The organism is Planococcus sp. 11815 (assembly GCF_051096385.1).
Lineage (GTDB): Bacteria > Bacillota > Bacilli > Bacillales_A > Planococcaceae > Planococcus > Planococcus citreus.
On sequence record NZ_CP096992.1, the window covers coordinates 41,916 to 60,543 of the forward strand.

The following is an 18,628-nucleotide window of genomic DNA, read 5'->3' on the forward strand; positions in this document are numbered from 1 at the left end:
GGATGAGGACATGAATCCAAAAGACGCAGCCAAAACGATAGGGTCGATCTTGCTGACGAAGGTGTTGTTCAGTCCACTCGGATTGATTGCCGTTGGCGTCACGATTTTGCTCATCATCATGCCGGTGTTCATGTCGATGGCGAGCAAAGGGGAAGATTTTAACTTAGATGACCCCGACAGCAATTTAGAAGCTCTCTCAGGCTCTTCAGGCGGCGCATATTGCGCTCCGGAAGGCGAATTGGACGAAGAACTGTGGGAAGCTGGATTTGCCTCTGCGGGCGTTTTTGAAGGGATGGGGGACGTGTTCTTAGAGGTAGCTGAAGAACAGGGGATTGATCCGGTTCTCATGGCTGCGATTGCGCTGCACGAAACCGGTCACGGGACCTCGTCGGCTGTGGTGGAAAAGAACAATCCCGGAGGTTTGATGGGGGCAGGTGGACTGTTTGTCTTTGATTCCTTGGAAGAAGGGATTGCCTCAATGGGCAAGACTTTGCACAACCGCATCATCCAGGACGGGCTCGGCACGATTGCCGATCTGGGTTCCGTTTATGCACCGATAGGAGCTAGTAATGACCCGACCAACCTGAACAGTCATTGGGTTCCGAATGTCACGAAAGTGGTTAGCTCGTTAGGTGGATTAACGATGAACTGCGAAACGCCGACCGGAGAATTCGTGCAACCGATTCCGGATGTCGTCATCAATTCGAATTTTGGCATCCGGGTCCATCCCATCACCGGCATCGTCACCCCACACGAAGGCGTGGATTTGAATTGCAGCCGGCCAGATCCGATCTTCGCAGCGAAAGAAGGCAAAGTGGTCTTTGCCCAATACCCATCTGGTGTTTTAGAGACATACGGCAACGTCGTCGTCATTGAACACGCGAATCAGCTCTATAGCCTCTATGCCCATCTCAGCAAGATTGACGTCGAAGTGGGCGACCAGATTAGCCAGATGGAGCAAATCGGCCAGTGTGGAACGACCGGACGCTCAACGGGCGACCATCTGCATTTTGAAATCCATACGGATCGCATGTTTGGCAATCGGGTCAATCCGATGCCGTATCTTGAAGGAGAGAAGGGGACGGACGAATGAAACAGATGAATGGGCAGACGATTCTACTGGGGGCGCTCGTCTTGGTCTTAGTTCTTGTCAGCTTTAATCTCTACTTTGACAAGCAAGACGTTGAACAGGAGAACCAACGCCTCACCGAACAAGTCGAACATCTATCAGCAAAAGAAAAGCAAAGCGAGGCCCTCTACACACAGACGGAAACGTTTATCGAAGCGACCTTTGAAGGCGATGCTCTTCGTTATTTCACCGAATCTTACCGTTCGGAAGTGGAGGACGAAGTCACAGAAGCTGAAACGATGCACGGGCATAGCCGAAGCAACACAGCGGATTTAGAGATCTTCAATATCTCCGTTCGTCCAAGAGAAGAAGGATTTCAAGTCTATGCCATTTACCGAATTACCTTAACGGGCGTTGAAGGAGAGTTGGAGTCCCTTGGCAGACAGCGTGTGATGTATCTGATGTCTCAAATGAATTGGGTCGAGGAACAAGGTGAATGGAAAGTCGATGCGCACGATTTGGAACCGTTAACGTCCGGAGAAGAGTTCGAGGAAGCGATAAACAACGGATAATGGAAGGAAAGGATGATCGAGATGAAGGCAAAACTCCACCAGGTGCTCGTCTTCCAGCAACGTGTCCAAAAACAGATGGATGGATTGATTGATCGGCTTTCTCGAACAGCCATTGACCAGGAAGAACGTAAGTTTGAATTGATGTATGACAAGCCTTTAAATGAAAAAGAAATATTAGATATAAAGAAAACTGTGGTAATGAAGTATTCGTTATCCATTGTCATTCCTTTGTTGATTCTGATCTTAACTATTATGAATCGGGGAGTGATGTAAAGATGAGAAGAGTTTCTTTGTTTGCTGCACTAAGCCTTGTAATTCTTTTTTTACTTCCTGTTCAAGCCTTTGCTGAAGAAGGGAAGTTTTTAGAAGAAACAGTTGAGGATTACAGAAATGCCGGAAATGTAACGCCTCAACAAGCAGAGAATGTTGAGTCTTATATGAAAAATGTTTTGTATCTTGAGAAATATGATTACGAAACAAATCAATTTGACTGTAAATGGCATGAAATTGGCTGTCATACAAATAGTTTTCTTTTCACTACTGTGAGTGGCTTTGTTTTTGGGGCTATTGATAGCTTTAGCAAGTTTCAGATAAGTTCAGAGTTTATTACGGGAAATGCAGTTTATGAAGGGTATATGTTGAATTTCAAATCACTGGCTTGGACGATTGCAGCGATATTTATTCTATGGCAGACGCTTAAAATCGTTATTTTATATAGCGGAAACGGTGAAGAGGGGATGAATTCCCTTTATGAAAAATTAGTGGCTGTTGTAACAGGAGGTATTTTATTAGGAGTGTATTCGCAGTTCTTTGAATGGATTCTTGAATTAACACACCTTTTAACTGAAACGATGCTTACATCACCTGTTACTCATTACGATATCTTGCAAGTAATGGCTGTAAACTCAGTAGGATATGGCTTGATACTTATGATAGTAGTATCTGCTATTTTATTTGTCTTTTTTCTTTCGATTCTATACCGAACAGTATTGTTTGTTATTCTTTACATTACGGGAGTTTTAGCAATTCCTACTATCGTAAACGACCAATACAATTTCTTTAACTTATGGATGAAAACAGTTGTTAGCAATATCTTAACGCTTACGATTCAATTACTTTGCTTTGTGCTCGGAATTAAAACATTAGTTGATCTTGAAGGTGGAAATATGGTCGTTGGAATGATCTTTTTCATCGTAGGACTTTCAATCCCAACATTATTGAATCAATTCGGAGCATCAACTGGAACGGCAAAGTCAGTTGGCTCATCTGTAAAATATGTCGCTCGTTATGCGAAAAGATAAGGGAGTGTTTAGATGAAAAAGTGGTTATTAATAAGCTTTATCCTCTTAATGGGAGTTATTGTCGTCGGATGTACGAGTGGTGAGGAAAAAAAAGAAGCATCTAAAGAAAATAATGAAGTGTTTACTCAAGAAGACTTTGAAGAGGCAGAAGAAATGACAATGTTCCTTGATGAAAAGATGAATGATTTTGAGAAAGAAGCTAACCAATTAATTGAGAATGGAACGATCGATACAGGCAATAATGATAATTTCTCCGAAGCAATTAAAGACCTCGGACAAGAAATCGTTATTGCGCCATTTCTAGAGCGCTATCCAGATAGTTTAATAGCAGGAGATGCTTCGACCATTCCACTCACTTTCGAATCTTCCAGTACAGAGCCTTGCGGCTTTGGAAACTGTGCTTATGACAAAGTGAAAGTCTTAGACGTTGAGTACAATTTTGAATCGAGAGATGTCTATACTTCAGAAGAATTCGAGTATAGTCAACTGATCTATAGCGATATTCAAATGAAATACAAAGAACAACCGGAAGAAGAGAAGCAATCAGCAGTATTGAGCTTTGTGAAAACTACAGATGGCCATTTGATTTTCTCACAGGTACCCTTTCTTCATGTCGAAACTCTAAATTTGAAAAAAGCTGATGAAGAGTATGCTGAAATTCAATCAAGTGTGCCTGAAAGTGAAGTAGAGGCCGAACAAGAAGACTATCGCAACGATGTGGAAGAAACCTTAGCTCAATATCCAGAGCTTCAATAGTCAGATAAAGGTGGTGAATGTTACATGGTTATTCGCACAATCGCCAATCGAGTCGGAACCATCGAAATTAATCAGAACGCGTTTTATTTCTTGCAGCCACTAGCCGCATTTAAAACAGAGGAAATGGAACAAATCGAACGGGCTTATGAGAAACAGATGCAACAGGTCACAGGAGATCCGACCTTCTTATCAGCTCAGGAAATTTCTTTTCAATCGGGCCAGGTCCGGTTCGAATACGACTTAACGGATTTGCATAGTTTTAACGTATTGAAAGCGATGGAATTTGAAGACAAGCTGACGTATTACTTATCGCTCGTCCAACTGGCTCGGCAGTCCGAAATCAATGTCTTGTGGCAAAAAGAGAATGTCGTGCTCAATAAAGAGGAATCTCTCCTTCACGTCATGGTCACTGAAAATGACGTGATGCCACTAAGCCAGGAGAAAGATCGACTGATGGCTGTGAAAGAGCTCATCATCATTTCTCTGACACGATTAAATCAAGTGTACGGAAGACCAAGAAGAACCGACTTTTTAGAACAAAGCGATGAAGTGATCCGATTTGCCGAAACGATTTATTTGCGCCTGCAGTCGTTGGAAGAAATGGAATCCTATATTTCAGATGTGTTCAATCAAGTAGAAGAACAGAAAAAAGCGAAGCAACAAGAACTGGAGTTGGCCAAGCAAAATCAAACGAAGTGGTCCGTCACGATGGCATCGCTTCGTGAGAGTCTTCAACGACTCCCTTCCTTTAACAAACAGCCCAAAGAAAACCGTACAAAATCGACAACTAGTGGGAATAAAAAGTTATTCGTGGGTGTGGCTGCAGTCCTACTGGCAGCATTTGGACTGAACGTCGTCCTTACGCAAGCCACAGAGAACGCTCAGGAAACGGAAGTAGGGGAAGAGACCGATGGCGAACTAAATCTGACAGACGTTTATCGAGATGGGCTTTTAGGAGATACAGAGAGTGTCTTGGAAAGCTTAGAATCCGTAGACTACAGTGAGTTGCAACCTGCTGATCAGAACGTGCTCAATCGCTTATACATTGAGCAAGGCGAGTATGAGAAAGCCCTTCATCATCAACCCGAGTTACTTGGAACCATTGCAGAGCAACTTAGCCGTGACGGGGACGTGGAAGGACTTGAGAACCTTCAAGAGATGGCTGACGAACCTTCCGAAGTCATTGAGTTTGAACTAGCTGCTGTGGAAGAAGAGTGGACGCGCATTATCGAACTGCGAAACCAAGTCGAGTTAACCAATCGGCGTGCTGAAACCGTTTTAGCAGCGTTTATTGAAGAAAAGGATTTCCAAGGTGCGAAAGGGTTTCTCGAAAAACATGATCTAGCCGATGAAAAGTGGATGAGTTCCGTGTTGGAAGCTGAAAAACAGACGCTTCAATTAGAGGAATTGCAGGCAGAGAAACAGAAACTAGAAGAAGCGATGGAAAAAGAGAACGATAAAAAAGCATCGAAGAAAGCCGAAAGGCGATTGAAGGAAATCGATCAGGAGATAGAAGCCATTACGAAGCAAGAGTAAGGGGGAAGAGTGTGCATACAAAAAGGCTGAACAATTTAGGACGTATTGTGATCCCAAAAGAGATTTTAGAGATATTTCAGCTGCACGAAGGCGATTTGGTCGATATCACACATAACGATCGACAAATTATCGTCGAACCTCATCGACAACGGTATGTTTGTGCTGTGACGGGGAAGGTGGCAGATGAAGCCATTCGGATTGGCGAAGCCTGGATCAGCAAAGAAGGCTTGAGGCAAATTGTGAAATACATGAGTGATGAATAAAAGCGTACCCGGCCATGATCGAATAGCCGGGTACGCTTTTTGGTTGGACTGGATTAGACAGAGACGATTTGTTGGTCTTCCGCAACATGAGGTTCGTTTTTCAGAATTTCCAACAATCGGCGAGCCGTACCACTTGGATGGTTTGTTCCTCGTTCCCAAGCTTCTACTGTTTTAGTGGAAACGCCCATCAAGGCCGCAAATGACTTCTGTGTTAAGTTCATCTGTAGACGCAAGTCCTTGATTTCTTGCGCAGAAAAAGTGGCGAGCTCTTTGATCGCGACCGTTTTCTTGCGGGCTTTGGTCGAATTGCCTTCTGCGTATGCAATCGCTTGCCCTAGACTGGTTTTCAGTTCATTGAACAATTGGTCTTCATTCATTGGTCATCCATCCTTTCAGAGCTATACAAGCTCTTTAATTGGTCTACCAATTGCTTGAGCGCTTTCTTTTGGTCTGGCTTTAAATTGCCTTGTTGGTTCTTCGCGTAAATCAGCAGCAAAATCGTATGGGAGGACGTCTGGATATCCAAGTAAATGATACGATACGCTCCACTTTTGCCTTGATGTTCGCTTTCCGGGGAAAACCGCATTTTCCGAAGGCCACCGGTCCCCGTGATGACGTCCCCTTGTCCGGGATCGGTCAGCAGCTGAAGTTCGAGTTCGCGCTGTTCGGCAGCCCCTAGTCCTTGCTTTTTCCAATTTTGATCAAAGTTTTCTACATATACAAAGGTTCTTTTCATACATACCTCTCAACGGGTGACATTTACTCTCTTAAATATACCCTATTCAATAGGGTATATCAACTAAACTATACTCGTTCAGGACCAATAAAAAACCCACCATGATCCGCATTGCTAAGAGGAGTGGTGGGTTCTATCGTTTTTTAATATGAGGGGTTAATTAACTAATCGATTACTTTTTGAAGTTCTGCAATTCCTCCAAGAGGAGGGCTGCGCCTTTCGGACTCAAGTGAAGTCCCTTCGCATAAGTTGATTCAAAATTTTCGTTTAGAATTTCACCCGTAATCGCACATGCTTTTTCTGTCTGATATTTCCGCAAAATAATTCGATCGTCTTCCACAAATATCTCCATGGCATCCCCAACCGAGACACCAAGCGCTCTTCTTAATTCAATCGGTGTGACAATACGTCCTAGTTGATCAACTTTCCGAACAATTCCTGTGCTTTTCATCTGATATCTCCTTTTAGAATGAATACTTAGAAAGGACCCGTTAGTCTTCCCAGAGTTCGTCCATTAATTCTTCAATTTCTTTTCTTCGTTTTTCGGTTTCAGCTTCGAGAATGGTTACCTGATTGTCCTTGATTTCAATAAAGTCACCTGGTTTAGCAGCTTCTGGGAAGAGGTGCTTTTGGAAGTCTTGCGTAACCCCATCAATTTCTACCACGACAATGTCTTCTTCAAAACGGTCGATGATGCCTTTTAAGGGCTTCATGATCATTTGACCGTGGCGACTGTGATTTTTGTGCCAGTCGACGTGAAAATAATGTTTCCTTTTTGATCTGTCCGGTAGATGCTGGTCTTATACGGTTTGAATCGGTTAATCACTTCAGTGGATGGATGGCCATACGAGTTTTTTCCCACGCTAATGACGGCATATTTAGGTTTTACAACGTCTAAAAAGTTTTTGTTAGAAGACGTTTTAGCCCCGTGGTGCCCAACCTTTAGTACATCTGCCTGAAGCGTCTGCTTTGCCTTTACCATATCGGTTTCTGCAGTTTTTTCTGCGTCACCTGTAAACAAGAACTTGTTCTTATTATACGTGATGTGAAGAACGGCGCTCCAGTTGTTTAAATCGGTTTTCCCATAATCGCGGACCGGTCCCACAAACTTAGCCGTACCGGTTTTCAATGGCAACTTGACGCCAGCTTTGGCCGTTTTGATGGTCAACTTCTCTGCTTTCACAGCTTTCAAGAAGTTTTTGTAAGCGTCGGTCGTATGCGACACTTTTGGAGCATACACAGACTCTACTTTATATGCTTTTAACACTTCATCCAGCGCGCCAATGTGATCGGCATCAGGGTGTGTAGCAATCATGATTTCGATGTCATCGACTTTCTGTTTCTTGAGGTAGGCAATGATCTTATCACCTTGTCCTTGGCGTCCGCCATCGATGAGAATATCTTCGCCGCCTGGCATTTTAATGTAGGTGGCATCTCCTTGGCCCACGTTAATAAAATGGACTTTCATGGTTGGGGTGGCTGCGGATGAAACGGAAGGCATAAAAACGAATCCAGCCAATAGTGTAACCGACATAAGCATGCTGAGGATCCTTTTCAACACATCTCCTTCTTTCCTGTAAGTTATTTACATCTTCATCATATGCGAGAACCTCTCAATCGACAATCTATTTTTTATATAAATTTATCTAATCGAACCTAGTTTTACATTGACGACAGGACAAGCGCAACAGCATACAAAATGAGTGGCTACAGTCACTTTGTATAACGTGCATAAAATCATTTCGACTATCAGTTAAAATAGAATGAGTTTTCATTTATCAGCTATTGAAATCCAATTAGAAAGATTGAACAGTCCAGTTCTAATCTGGATCGAAATCTTATTCTATAATAAAAAGAGAGAACTCAATTAGTTCTCTCTAAACTATTTCCAGTATGAGTTAAATAAATGAGCAGAGTTGGCTGGCAAAAGAGAGTACTTAAGAACTTGGAAAATAAGAAGTGAGATCATGTATTTCAAACAAAGAGCGATCATCATTTAATAAGACTTCGTAAGTGAATTCTTTTCCTTGCTGATTCTTTACGATGACTATATATCTTCCTTGACCGTAATTATACTTAGTACCTCCGTGGAATAGAGGCTCATTTTCATCATAAGATTTTAATACTTCTACAGCTGCATAATGGAAGACAGCCATTTCATTTTCTTTGTGCTCACTGCATAAATAAGCTGTTGCGCCAACAATGATTCCGACCATCAAAAGGGATGAAAAAAGTATAATTACGATTCTTTTCATAACATTTGCTCCTAGCTTTAATTTTGCGACAGATTATTTAGTAATTCAATTGCTTATATTGATATTAGAGGATTGTCTATATTTTCCTCATTTTTTACCGTAATCGTTGGTTTGATTTCACTTGCTTTATAGAAAATTTCTCTATTAAAACCGCCTTCATCACAATCATGGATAAAGGGGAAAGCCAATACAAAAAAGAATAGCCAAACTACTCTTGTCTAAAAATTTTACTTAACAATCGCACCCGATTTCTGTAAATCACAACAAACTCCTTTGCCCTCCACTTATTCATACAAAAATACAAGTCTGATGTGTATCATGACCTAAGCACATGATTAACAAATTTTGTTTTTGCTTCTGTATAAGCTTCCCGGTCAAGATTAAATTCTTGTGCCAGCTTACTTTTGAGACTGGCATATTCAAAAACTAGGTGCGGGTTATCCTTTAATTTATCACGAAAAAGTAATTGCTTTTCCCATCGTTGTTCTCCCTTTAGCATCAAGTGAAGATGGGCTACACGTTTATCGTTTTTTACCTTCACAAAAAACCTTCTCCAGTCTTTATTATCTAAATGGGGAGGTACATAATGCCAGTCATAGCTAGATAATAAAGCAGAAATATCAGTGACCCGTTCAAATGAATCAACATCAGCCATTAAATCGATGATTGGTTTTGCAGGAAGGTTAGGAACAGACGTACTGCCTATGTGTATTACCTGTCCTATGCCAAATGCCGAAAGAAGTTCATAAAGCTGTTTTTCCTCTTGTTTGCCCTTTTCTAACCAGCTGGAATCTGGATCAGCTATCTCAATTGATTCCGTTGCCCAGACTGGCCAATTAGTTTGGTCATCATTTTTGCTCATAATTAGCCTCCAAAATAAAGTGAGTTTTTGCCAATCCTACTATGTGCTACACTTGGTCCTTTATTAATGCTCAAACGTCTTTCCTATATTCTAAAAAATGGCCCGTTTCTTGAAGATTTACCTTTCTTTATTACATAGTTATTTAATCCGGCATGGCAATAGAACTTCCCATCAACAGCTTCATTTGTACTTTCTTCTATAAATATACTACTTGGTTACGAAAATAGAGGAATGTCTTTATCAAAGTAAGATTGCTCATCTTACTTTACTTTTGAACAAACAGACAAGCAAAAAAAGAGTAGCAAAAGCTACTCTTTTTAATATGGTGTGTCTACTTTCAAAAGTTAACTGGTTCTCATTCTGAACTCTTATTTTTTTGAACGAATTGGTTATAGTGAGAGAGTATGTAAACATTTTTTTCTTCAGTAACTGATTCAACTTCTGAATATGAATAAATTGAGTCAAACCACTTTTCGAGAAACCCTGGATATTGTCGTCCTTTTAAAAAGTTGTCTAATTTAACTAGTAGATTTCGTACTTTTTCTTCTTCAGATCTTGAAGTAGTGTTTCCATCGTCAAGGATCCAGCCTATGCTATTTTTAACTTTTTCACTTATCTCATCAAGTTGTGATTCGCGTGTTTCTGAATTCTTGCTCATTACTTCTATAGCAGCATAAATTGGATGCTCAACTAATAATTTATCACTATTCCAATTAAAATTATTTTCTTGTAAAAGAGCTTTCTCTATTTCATTATATTCGTAAGTCTCAAAACTTCTTACCAGATTAAGGATGTTTTCAGGAGTTTCCATATTAAGAACCCAAAAACCAGAGACAGATATGCCTACCCATTTAAGTTCATGATAATTATCGAGTGATTTTAATGTTGTATATAAATTATTTTTTTCATACAAACTTAAAAAGAATACAAGATTTCCCCCAACTAAAAATTGATCTAAATTTTTCAACTGGTTTTCATCTCTTAATACTCTAACTACATAAATGCTAAAAAAAAGTGAAAATAAATAAGTTTTATTCAAATTAGTTCTAGGGCTAATAATATTTACAGTATCTAAAAAAGCCTGAATCACCGATTTTGCTTGTCTAAGATTACTATTACCACTCGCCAGCCATACTTTTTCAAAACTATTAATTAAACTCTCACTAATATCTTCTATAATTATTTTTATATCTTCTCCAGAATATATTTGATTTTTAAGTGAGTCTTTAAAAAGATTTTTGATTGAATTTCTATCAATAGATTTATTGTAAGTAATACAATCTAATTTGCCTCTAAAAACTTTATCTACATAGTCATATCCTAATATGTCCACATTACATATTATAATTACTTTTAAATCATAACTCTCTACAAGTTCGTTAATTAATCCCGTTACAACATTGTATTTTTGTAGATTTTCCATGAGAGAAATCAATTCGTTTTCTCTAGAATATTTACTAAAGGCTTTTTCAACCTTATCAAATTCTTTACTTATATCATCAAATTCTCTGGATTGATTAATTCTATTATAAATATTACTTCTCAATAAAGAGGTGCTTTTATCGTATAATTTGTTTGTTCGTTTGCTAGTAGCTATGCCTAGCGAAGTAATTCTTTCAAAATCATCAAATATAAAGATTGAATTTTTTGAAATGCTTTTTAAACTATAGGAGTCTTTCAAGATATTATAAATAGGTTTTCCGAATACTGGGATGTACTGAATCGAATTAAATAAGGATTTGTCGTTTATCTCGATTTGATTTTTAATTTCTTCTAATACTAGCTGCCGTGAGTCGAGGCCAAAGCATGATATTCTATATATTGGTTTCGTCGAAAACTTATAGTATTTATCTAAAAATTGATTTACTATATATGTTTTGCCGCTGCCCCATTCACCTGTTACTAAGTAACCTTTGTCATTAGAATTTTCCTCGATGTATTTATATAAGCTATTTTCAAAAGGATTTAATTTATTGTTTTTAGGACTATTAAAATAGTGCCTAACCTTGAGATATACTTTTATTAGTAAGAGAGCGATCAGGGAAAAAATTAAATAAAAAGTTACCCATTTTCTTGTTAGTGTATATAACTGGCTGACGTCTGTAAATTCCAGTCTCATCAAAATACCGTTGCTTTCTGCAAAGATCAGAATATTTTTTATTACATTTTTTAAAACTTCTATTTCTGCTATTAGAATAAACATTAGAGCGAAGACTGACGATTTAACTAAAAACTCTTTTGTTCTGTCACAATGACGATTCAAGTTTGGCGCCCTCCCTTACGTTTATTATAGCTTCATTAACTACAAGAGATAAAGGTTACTCGATTGTTTCTTAAGGGAGAGATAAAAGATTCGATAGTAAAAGAACGACAATATAGAATATAATATTTAACTCTCAAAAACGATGGTTTATAAGAGCAAGAGAAGAAGGCTTCGAACTTCTTCTCTTTTCTATTTTCTTCATTTCAAAACACATATCACAAACAATCTCGCATAAAGGGGGAAGTAAGTAATTTAGAAACACTACAGGAAAAATTCATTTTAATTAAAAGACTTCTTTGATGCTGATGAAGCTTTTGTTAAAGCAAAACCGCTATAGCTAGTAGCAGCATGAAACTCTCCTTCATTAATAATTTTATCGATATCAGATCGAGTAAGAGTTTCTAATTGGTCAATGTTTACTCTTAATCTGACAGCCGTTCCAGAATGATGAAGTTGGTATGGATAACTACCTTCTGAATTCAAAAAAACAGCAGAATCTCCGGAACAGATAAAGAATGAGCCGTTCCTTCTACTTATTTCACTTGCTATGTATAAGCCGAACCCTGAATGATCCCAACCTCCATCCAAATGTCCGCGTTCAACCCCGTTATGAATAAATGCTTTCCCAGAAATTGAAGGCTGAAGAGCGAGCGTCAACGCTGTATGTTCATTTGGAATAGTAAGGTAAGGATTTACTTTTAGCGTTTGATTAATTCCCACTCCTTCATCAAGAATAGCAATTTCGATTTCTCTTTTATAGCTCCAGCACTGCGCACAAATCCATACACTTTCAGTTTCACTGTGTTCAACAGTGTTTCTGAGAATTTCATTTAAGCATCTAAAAACGGCATGTTTTATTTCTTCATTTCCAAAACAGAGTATTTCGGCCATTTCCATGGCTTTTCTCCAAATCACTTGTTGGACTATACCATTATCACTTTCGTATGATTCTATTCTTAACTGCTTTACATCAATCATTGTGATTGGAAGATAAGTAGAACTACCCGATGCTTCTCCGGGTTTTTTACCGTGGCTTAGGCCAAAGCTTTCAAAAAACCCCATATGTGAAGCATAGGTATTGTATTCATGATTAAGAGCTCTGAACCTTGTTTCTGGAAATTTAATTCTCAATTGCCGTAGTCTGCTCGAAAAAAGTAGCATTGCTAAAGGTTCAACCCGATTCATAAATCCGAAATCAAAAACTATGACATCTTTGTTCTCGAAATTTTCTTCCTTGAAATATACAGTAAGCATATTTTCTAACGTTAAATTTTGTACATTGAGATAGTCAATTCTGGGATCCTCCAAAAAATCTCCTCCTAGTAAATATTTCAATTAAATCCGCTTGTCGTGGTCTTAGTGGTAGAAGTGTTACATAAGCCGTTCACTCTTCAGAAAGAGCTATACTTAGTATACGTCATAAAAGATTGAATAATTGGAATAAGAAAAACCTTAAGATGCGAGTCCATCTTAAGGTTTTTAGATTGATTAGTAATTCTAAGACATATCAGTAAATTTTGTTATTACAACGTCAATGTTTGTATGACGAGTTTCTTCTATTATATAGTGTTGGTCGTTTCTTCTTCGACTGCTTTTACCAATTTATAAAAACTGGTCTTTTTAACTCCGGCTACTTGCATGGCCTCCACTGCTGTTAGTTCTTTAGCTTTCCACTTTCTATAAACCTCTTTGAATTCTTCTGAAACAAGAACAGGGGTCCGTCCAAACTGAATCCCATTTTGTAACGCCAAGTCGATACCTTCACGCTGCCGTTTTCGGATCCGTTCTCGTTCCTCTTCAGCCATCCAGGATAGTATCTGCAAAACCAAATCTGCAATAAATGTCCCCATGCTGTCTTTGTATTGCGTCGTATCCAATAACGGCATATCCAAGACCACGATATCGGCTTCAATATTTTTCGTGAGGTCATTCCACTCCTGGAGGATTTCTTCTTTGTTCCGGCCGAACCGATCCAGGGAATGGATATACAAAATGTCACCCTTCCGAATAACTCGTTTTAATAATTGATAGTTCGCTCGTTCGAAGTTCTTTCCACTTTGTTTGTCTAAATATATATCTCGCCCATTGATGCCCATTTTTTTCATGGCTTCCAATTGACGTCCTTCATTTTGATCTTTGCTGCTGACGCGTATGTAACCAAATTTTCGATGTTCCATAATTCACCTCTATAAACGATTCTTTTTCTCTCATTATACCTGAAAACCGTTCGTAAAAGTATATACAATTTCGCGAACGTTCGTAAAGTCATTTGACACGTTTACGAACGCTATTTTTAACCATTATCGGGCATTTTTAAAGCGTTCGTAAAAGTGTACTTTTACGAACGGTTCTATTTTCGTTGTTGTATAGTTAACTAATTCTGGATTGATTATAATTAGGAGAAACGCATTGAAATGTATATAGGAAGTTAAATGCCCCATATAAAAAAACTTTTGAAAATGCAGAAGAAATTGATAGAAACTGATTATGCGTCTTAAATGAACCACCGTGTGCCGAAGGGTACGCATGGTGTTGTGAGAAGCCGAGAGTAAATCACTGTATCCTGATTAATAAGTTTATTTAAATAGAGAAAGGGAAAGGAGACTGTAGTTAAGATGAAATGGAGGGATAAAGATGAAAGCCGTAACTTTCCAAGGCGTGAAGGACATGAAAGTGAAAAACGTGAAAGATCCTGAACTTGAAAAAAAGGACGATATCATTGTAAAAATTACTTCAACCGCGATTTGTGGATCCGATTTACATATTTATCAAGGAGCTTTACCTGCCAGAAAAGATTATGTCATCGGCCATGAACCGATGGGAATCGTAGAAGAGGTAGGACCAGAAGTCACCAAGGTGAAAAAAGGCGACCGGATTGTACTGCCGTTCAATGTCAGCTGTGGGCAATGCTTCTATTGCAACCATGATCTGGAAAGCCAGTGCGACAACTCAAACGGCAACCCTCATTTTGATACGGGTGGCTACTTCGGATTTACTGAACGCTACGGTAGTTACTCGGGCGGTCAGGCAGAGTACTTGCGGGTTCCTTATGGCAACTTCATGCCGTACGTCATTCCGGAATCCTCAGAACTTGAAGACGAGTCGTTGCTTTTCTTGTCGGATGTTCTGCCAACCGCTTGGTGGAGCGTGGAGAATGCAGGAGTAAAACAGGGCGATACGGTCGTGGTACTCGGTTGTGGACCGATTGGCTTAATGACACAGAAATTTGCCTGGATGAAAGGCGCCAAACGCGTGATTGCAGTTGACGAAGTTCCATATCGCATGAATCTGGCGAAAAAGATGAATAACGTAGAGGTATTCGATTTCAACCAGTATGACAATATGGGTGCATACATTCATGAAATTACAAGCGGCGGTGCGCGTGTCGTTATTGACTGTGTAGGGATGGACGGCAAAAAATCCACGGCTGAAGCAGTCCAGCAGAAACTGAAGCTGCAAGGCGGAACACTTAGTGCCATCGATATTGCCAAAGATGCCGTCAGCAAATTCGGCGTTATCCAGCTGACCGGTATCTACGGTCTTACGTACAATATGTTCCCACTCGGCAATATGTTCGAACGCAACGTGACGATGAAGATGGGACAGGCACCGGTTATTCATTTGATGCCGATGCTGTACGAAAAAATTGAAAACGGTGAATTTGATCCGCGTGAAATCATTTCCCATATAATGCCGCTTGAAAAAGCAAGCGATGCTTATAAGATTTTCAATGACCATACGGATGATTGCACGAAAGTCATCCTAAAACCGTAACCCCATAAATAAATGGAGATTTTATACGAACAAACGCCCCAAATGTTTAGGGACGTTTGTTTTTTTGCCGAATTTACCGGTTCGCTTGCTCCTGTAGGAATGCATCGAGCGAGTGCTATCATTTTAGATCTGCGGTAGTTTATCAACTTAAAAATAATCAAAATAGCATACCCTTTAGCAGATTGGTTCTTTTAGGGATTCCGCCCCTTTTAACGGTAGAATTTTTTCATAGAGTTAAAGTTTCAAACATAAAAAGATGATTTTCCTGAAGGTTCCAGATTCCAGATAATTGTTTATCGACAATTAAAATCTATTGGAGAAGGCGTCAATGAGCATGGAGGCTGCAATGTATTCAAAAAAGCCCGCTGGAAAACTTTCTTTTTCCAACAGGCCTTTCAGTCTGATTACGTGATGTTCTAACAAGCTTCTACATACTTATTGTTTCTGGTTATTTTACTTGCCACTCGGTGTGGAAGAAACCTTCTTTGTCTACACGCTGGTACGTATGGGCACCAAAGTAATCCCGCTGTGCCTGGATTAAATTGGCTGGCAATGTCTCAGAGCGATAGCTGTCATAGTAAGCCAATGCGCTTGAAAAAGCGGGCGCCGGAATTCCTTGCTGAATGGCCAGCGTCAGCACTTTTCGTAGAGAATGCTGATACTCCCCTATAATCTCCTGGAAATATGGATCAATTAATAAGTTAGGCAGTTCGGGATTGCCGTCAAATGCTTCTTTGATCTTTTGCAGGAATTGCGCCCGGATGATGCATCCTCCACGGAAGATCATGGCAACGTCCCCGTAAGGAATATTCCAGCCATACTCTTCAGATGCCGCACGCATTTGGGCAAAACCTTGGGCATACGAGCAAATCTTACTCATGTATAAGGCTTTGCGGATGGCTTCAATCATTTCTTGGGAGTCGCCTGCCTGTTTTTTCGGTTCAGGGCCTTGCAGAATTTTGCTTGCCGCGACCCGTTCTTCCTTGACCGAGGAAATAAACCTTGCGAAAACGGACTCTGTGACGATTGGAAGGGAAACACCTAAATCCAACGCGTTTTGGCTTGTCCATTTCCCAGTCCCTTTCTGTCCGGCCACATCCAAAATCTGATCAACAAGCGGCTTCCCGGTATCTTCATCCCGCTTGTTCAAAATATCGGCGGTAATTTCGACAAGGTAACTGTCAAGCTCCCCTTTGTTCCAATCCGAGAATATAGTGGACATTTCTAGGACAGAAAGGCCAAGCGCGTGTTTCATGATGAAATAGGCTTCGGATATCAATTGCATATCGCCGTATTCAATGCCATTATGAACCATTTTTACATAATGGCCAGCTCCATCAGGACCCATATAGGCACTGCAAGGAGTGTCATCTACTTTTGCCGAAATTGCTTCCAGAATAGGTTTGACTTGTTCATATGCTTCTTTCGGTCCACCGGGCATGATGGAAGGACCGTTGCGGGCACCTTCTTCTCCGCCGGAAATTCCGGCGCCTAGAAAGTGCAAGCCTGCTTCTTGTAATTTTGCTGTTCGCCTATTCGTGTCTTCAAAAAACGAATTTCCTCCGTCTATTAGAATGTCCCCTGATTGAAGGTGGGGAAGGAGGGATTCAATGACCGAATCCGTCGTGTCTCCAGATTTCACCATCAACAAGATTTTGCGGGGGGTTTCCAATGAAAGGACAAACTCTTCAACACTGTATGCTCCCAAAATCTTTTTTCCTTGTGCTTCTTTTTCAGCTAATTCGTCGATTCGGTCTGTCCAATAATCATAGACAGATACAGAATAACCTTTACTCTCCATGTTCAGGGCTAAGTTTTTTCCCATTACCCCTAAACCGATGACTCCAATTTGCTGCTTCATTGTATTTTCACCTCATCGTTTTGTGAGTTGCCAGACGGCAACAGCCGATTTTCCAGCTTTTCTCTTTCTTTTTCAAATCCTTCTTTGCCAAGCAATGCAAACATATTGGTTTTATATGCCTCTACTCCTGGTTGGTCAAATGGATTGACACCGAGTAAAGTGCCGCTGATCGCGCAGGCTTTTTCGAAGAAATAAATCATTTCGCCAAAGGTGAATTCATTGAGTTCGTCTAGCTCAATGACCAGATTCGGCACACCTCCATCGACATGAGCAAGGGAAGTTCCAAGTGCCGCTTTTTTGTTCACTTCATCCATCGTTTTTCCTGCTAAGAAGTTCAACCCATCCATATTGGCTGGATCTTCTTGTATGACAAGATCGAGGGAAGGTTTCTTCACTTGCAAAACTGTTTCAAAGAATAGACGGCGCCCTTCCTGCACATACTGCCCCATTGAATGTAAATCAGTGGAGAAATTGACAGAAGCGGGGAAGAGTCCTTTTTCATCTTTCCCTTCACTTTCCCCGAAAAGTTGTTTCCACCATTCTGCTGTAGAAAGCAGGCCAGGCTCGTAGCTTACAAACAGTTCAATCGATTTTCCTTTATTATAAAAAATATTCCTTACTGCAGCATATTGGTAGCTTTCGTTTGTAGCGAGTACGGGATTGTTGTATTTGTGGTAAGCAGCTTTTGCCCCCTGCATCACTTGGTCGATATTAAGCCCGGCTACAGCCATCGGAAGTAAACCGACTGGAGTCAAAACGGAGTATCGTCCTCCGATATTATCAGGAATGACAAATGTTTCGTATCCTTCTTCAACTGCAAGATTCCGAAGCGCGCCTTTGCTCCGGTCGGTTGTGACATAAATTCGGTTTCCGGCTTCTTTTTTTCCATACTTTTTTTCCAGAAAGGTGCGGAATATCCGGAATGCTAAAGCGGGTTCAGTGGTCGTGCCTGACTTGGAGATCACATTGATTGAAATGTCTTTCCCTTCCAGTATCTGAAGCAAATGTGTGATATAAGCTGGGCTAATGTTATGTCCGGCAAAATAAACTTCCGTATTTCCTTTAACTTGGTTATGGAACGTATGCGATAAGGCTTCTATTGCTGCCTTGGAACCTAGATAAGAGCCGCCGATGCCAATCACAATCAGCGCATCTGATTGTTGCTGAATTCTTTCGGCAGCCAGTTTCACCTGGAGAAACTCTTCTTTATCATAGTTAATCGGCCAGTCGATCCACCCCAAGTAGTCAGAACCCGGTCCTGTCTGCTGGTGAAGTTGATTATGCGCTTGTTTGACAAATTCGCTAATATTTTCAAACTCGCTATTCGTCATAAACGATAATACATTGGTGAAATCAAATGAAACGGTCATGTAATCTCTC

The 18,628-nt window shown here is 40.2% G+C and carries 20 protein-coding genes; 8 read left to right on the forward strand and 12 right to left on the reverse strand.

Annotated elements, in window-relative coordinates; translation table 11 throughout:
- Positions 1-10 precede the first annotated feature (10 nt).
- Genes M1Q06_RS16895 through M1Q06_RS16925 form a run of 7 tightly spaced genes read left to right on the forward strand, consistent with a single transcriptional unit; the run spans position 11 to position 5,497 of the window.
- Positions 11-1,093, forward strand: a complete 1,083-nt coding sequence (locus M1Q06_RS16895) for a M23 family metallopeptidase (protein WP_341963545.1) — start codon at positions 11-13, stop codon at positions 1,091-1,093.
- Entirely contained in the window at positions 1,090-1,641 is a 552-nt protein-coding gene (locus M1Q06_RS16900) for a hypothetical protein (RefSeq protein WP_434402939.1), read from the forward strand. Before M1Q06_RS16895 ends, M1Q06_RS16900 begins: the two co-directional genes overlap by 4 nt.
- 12 nt (positions 1,642-1,653) lie before the next feature.
- Positions 1,654-1,914, forward strand: coding sequence for a hypothetical protein (locus tag M1Q06_RS16905; protein ID WP_121301326.1), 261 nt, complete (start codon positions 1,654-1,656; stop codon positions 1,912-1,914).
- 2 nt (positions 1,915-1,916) lie between these two features.
- A complete protein-coding gene (locus M1Q06_RS16910; protein ID WP_434402941.1) occupies positions 1,917-2,942 on the forward strand; it encodes a conjugal transfer protein TrbL family protein in 1,026 nt (341 codons plus the stop codon).
- Positions 2,943-2,954: 12 nt separating this feature from the next.
- Complete coding sequence (locus tag M1Q06_RS16915; protein WP_434402943.1) at positions 2,955-3,698, forward strand: hypothetical protein; 744 nt, start codon at positions 2,955-2,957, stop codon at positions 3,696-3,698.
- A 24-nt stretch (positions 3,699-3,722) separates the two neighbouring features.
- The gene (locus M1Q06_RS16920; protein ID WP_434402945.1) at positions 3,723-5,234 is read left to right on the forward strand and encodes a hypothetical protein; all 1,512 of its coding nucleotides are present in this window, start codon (positions 3,723-3,725) and stop codon (positions 5,232-5,234) included.
- Between the two features lie 11 nt (positions 5,235-5,245).
- A complete protein-coding gene (locus M1Q06_RS16925) occupies positions 5,246-5,497 on the forward strand; it encodes an AbrB/MazE/SpoVT family DNA-binding domain-containing protein (RefSeq protein ID WP_182093350.1) in 252 nt (83 codons plus the stop codon).
- A gap of 53 nt (positions 5,498-5,550) precedes the next feature.
- On the opposite strand, the gene M1Q06_RS16930 is transcribed toward M1Q06_RS16925, so the two are convergent.
- From M1Q06_RS16930 to M1Q06_RS16975, 10 genes are all read right to left on the reverse strand, one after another.
- On the reverse strand, positions 5,551-5,874 hold the full coding sequence (locus M1Q06_RS16930; RefSeq protein WP_274844401.1) for a helix-turn-helix domain-containing protein: 324 nt from the start codon (positions 5,872-5,874) through the stop codon (positions 5,551-5,553).
- Positions 5,871-6,233 (reverse strand): type II toxin-antitoxin system RelE/ParE family toxin, encoded by a 363-nt coding sequence (locus M1Q06_RS16935; protein WP_274844402.1) that lies wholly within the window; start codon positions 6,231-6,233, stop codon positions 5,871-5,873. The genes M1Q06_RS16930 and M1Q06_RS16935 overlap by 4 nt, the downstream gene beginning before the upstream one ends.
- Positions 6,234-6,405: 172 nt before the next feature.
- On the reverse strand, positions 6,406-6,684 hold the full coding sequence (locus tag M1Q06_RS16940; protein ID WP_434402948.1) for an AbrB/MazE/SpoVT family DNA-binding domain-containing protein: 279 nt from the start codon (positions 6,682-6,684) through the stop codon (positions 6,406-6,408).
- Between the two features lie 40 nt (positions 6,685-6,724).
- Positions 6,725-6,946, reverse strand: a complete 222-nt coding sequence (locus M1Q06_RS16945; RefSeq protein WP_341963571.1) for a DUF3006 domain-containing protein — start codon at positions 6,944-6,946, stop codon at positions 6,725-6,727.
- A 2-nt stretch (positions 6,947-6,948) separates the two neighbouring features.
- Positions 6,949-7,794 (reverse strand): ComEC/Rec2 family competence protein, encoded by an 846-nt coding sequence (locus tag M1Q06_RS16950; RefSeq protein WP_434402951.1) that lies wholly within the window; start codon positions 7,792-7,794, stop codon positions 6,949-6,951.
- Positions 7,795-8,170: 376 nt separating this feature from the next.
- Positions 8,171-8,488 carry a hypothetical protein gene (locus tag M1Q06_RS16955; RefSeq protein WP_434402953.1) on the reverse strand — a complete coding sequence of 106 codons (318 nt, stop codon included), beginning with the start codon at positions 8,486-8,488 and terminating at the stop codon, positions 8,171-8,173.
- 316 nt (positions 8,489-8,804) lie between these two features.
- Positions 8,805-9,350 (reverse strand): GrpB family protein, encoded by a 546-nt coding sequence (locus tag M1Q06_RS16960; RefSeq protein WP_434402955.1) that lies wholly within the window; start codon positions 9,348-9,350, stop codon positions 8,805-8,807.
- A 355-nt stretch (positions 9,351-9,705) separates the two neighbouring features.
- Positions 9,706-11,613 carry a P-loop NTPase fold protein gene (locus M1Q06_RS16965; RefSeq protein ID WP_434402957.1) on the reverse strand — a complete coding sequence of 636 codons (1,908 nt, stop codon included), beginning with the start codon at positions 11,611-11,613 and terminating at the stop codon, positions 9,706-9,708.
- Between the two features lie 279 nt (positions 11,614-11,892).
- Positions 11,893-12,921 carry an ATP-binding protein gene (locus M1Q06_RS16970; RefSeq protein ID WP_434402959.1) on the reverse strand — a complete coding sequence of 343 codons (1,029 nt, stop codon included), beginning with the start codon at positions 12,919-12,921 and terminating at the stop codon, positions 11,893-11,895.
- A gap of 251 nt (positions 12,922-13,172) precedes the next feature.
- Positions 13,173-13,790: a recombinase family protein gene (locus tag M1Q06_RS16975; RefSeq protein WP_434402961.1), complete on the reverse strand. Its 618-nt coding sequence runs from the start codon at positions 13,788-13,790 to the stop codon at positions 13,173-13,175.
- 457 nt (positions 13,791-14,247) lie between these two features.
- Between M1Q06_RS16975 and M1Q06_RS16980 the strand changes: the two genes are divergently transcribed.
- Positions 14,248-15,387, forward strand: coding sequence for a zinc-dependent alcohol dehydrogenase (locus M1Q06_RS16980; RefSeq protein WP_101801550.1), 1,140 nt, complete (start codon positions 14,248-14,250; stop codon positions 15,385-15,387).
- Between the two features lie 448 nt (positions 15,388-15,835).
- Here the strand turns inward: M1Q06_RS16980 and gndA are convergent, their stop codons facing one another.
- Together gndA and M1Q06_RS16990 are read right to left on the reverse strand one after the other, a co-directional pair.
- Positions 15,836-17,248 carry an NADP-dependent phosphogluconate dehydrogenase gene (gndA, locus tag M1Q06_RS16985; protein WP_101801551.1) on the reverse strand — a complete coding sequence of 471 codons (1,413 nt, stop codon included), beginning with the start codon at positions 17,246-17,248 and terminating at the stop codon, positions 15,836-15,838.
- Positions 17,245-18,618: a glucose-6-phosphate isomerase gene (locus M1Q06_RS16990; RefSeq protein ID WP_142828483.1), complete on the reverse strand. Its 1,374-nt coding sequence runs from the start codon at positions 18,616-18,618 to the stop codon at positions 17,245-17,247. The genes gndA and M1Q06_RS16990 overlap by 4 nt, the downstream gene beginning before the upstream one ends.
- Positions 18,619-18,628: the final 10 nt, after the last annotated feature.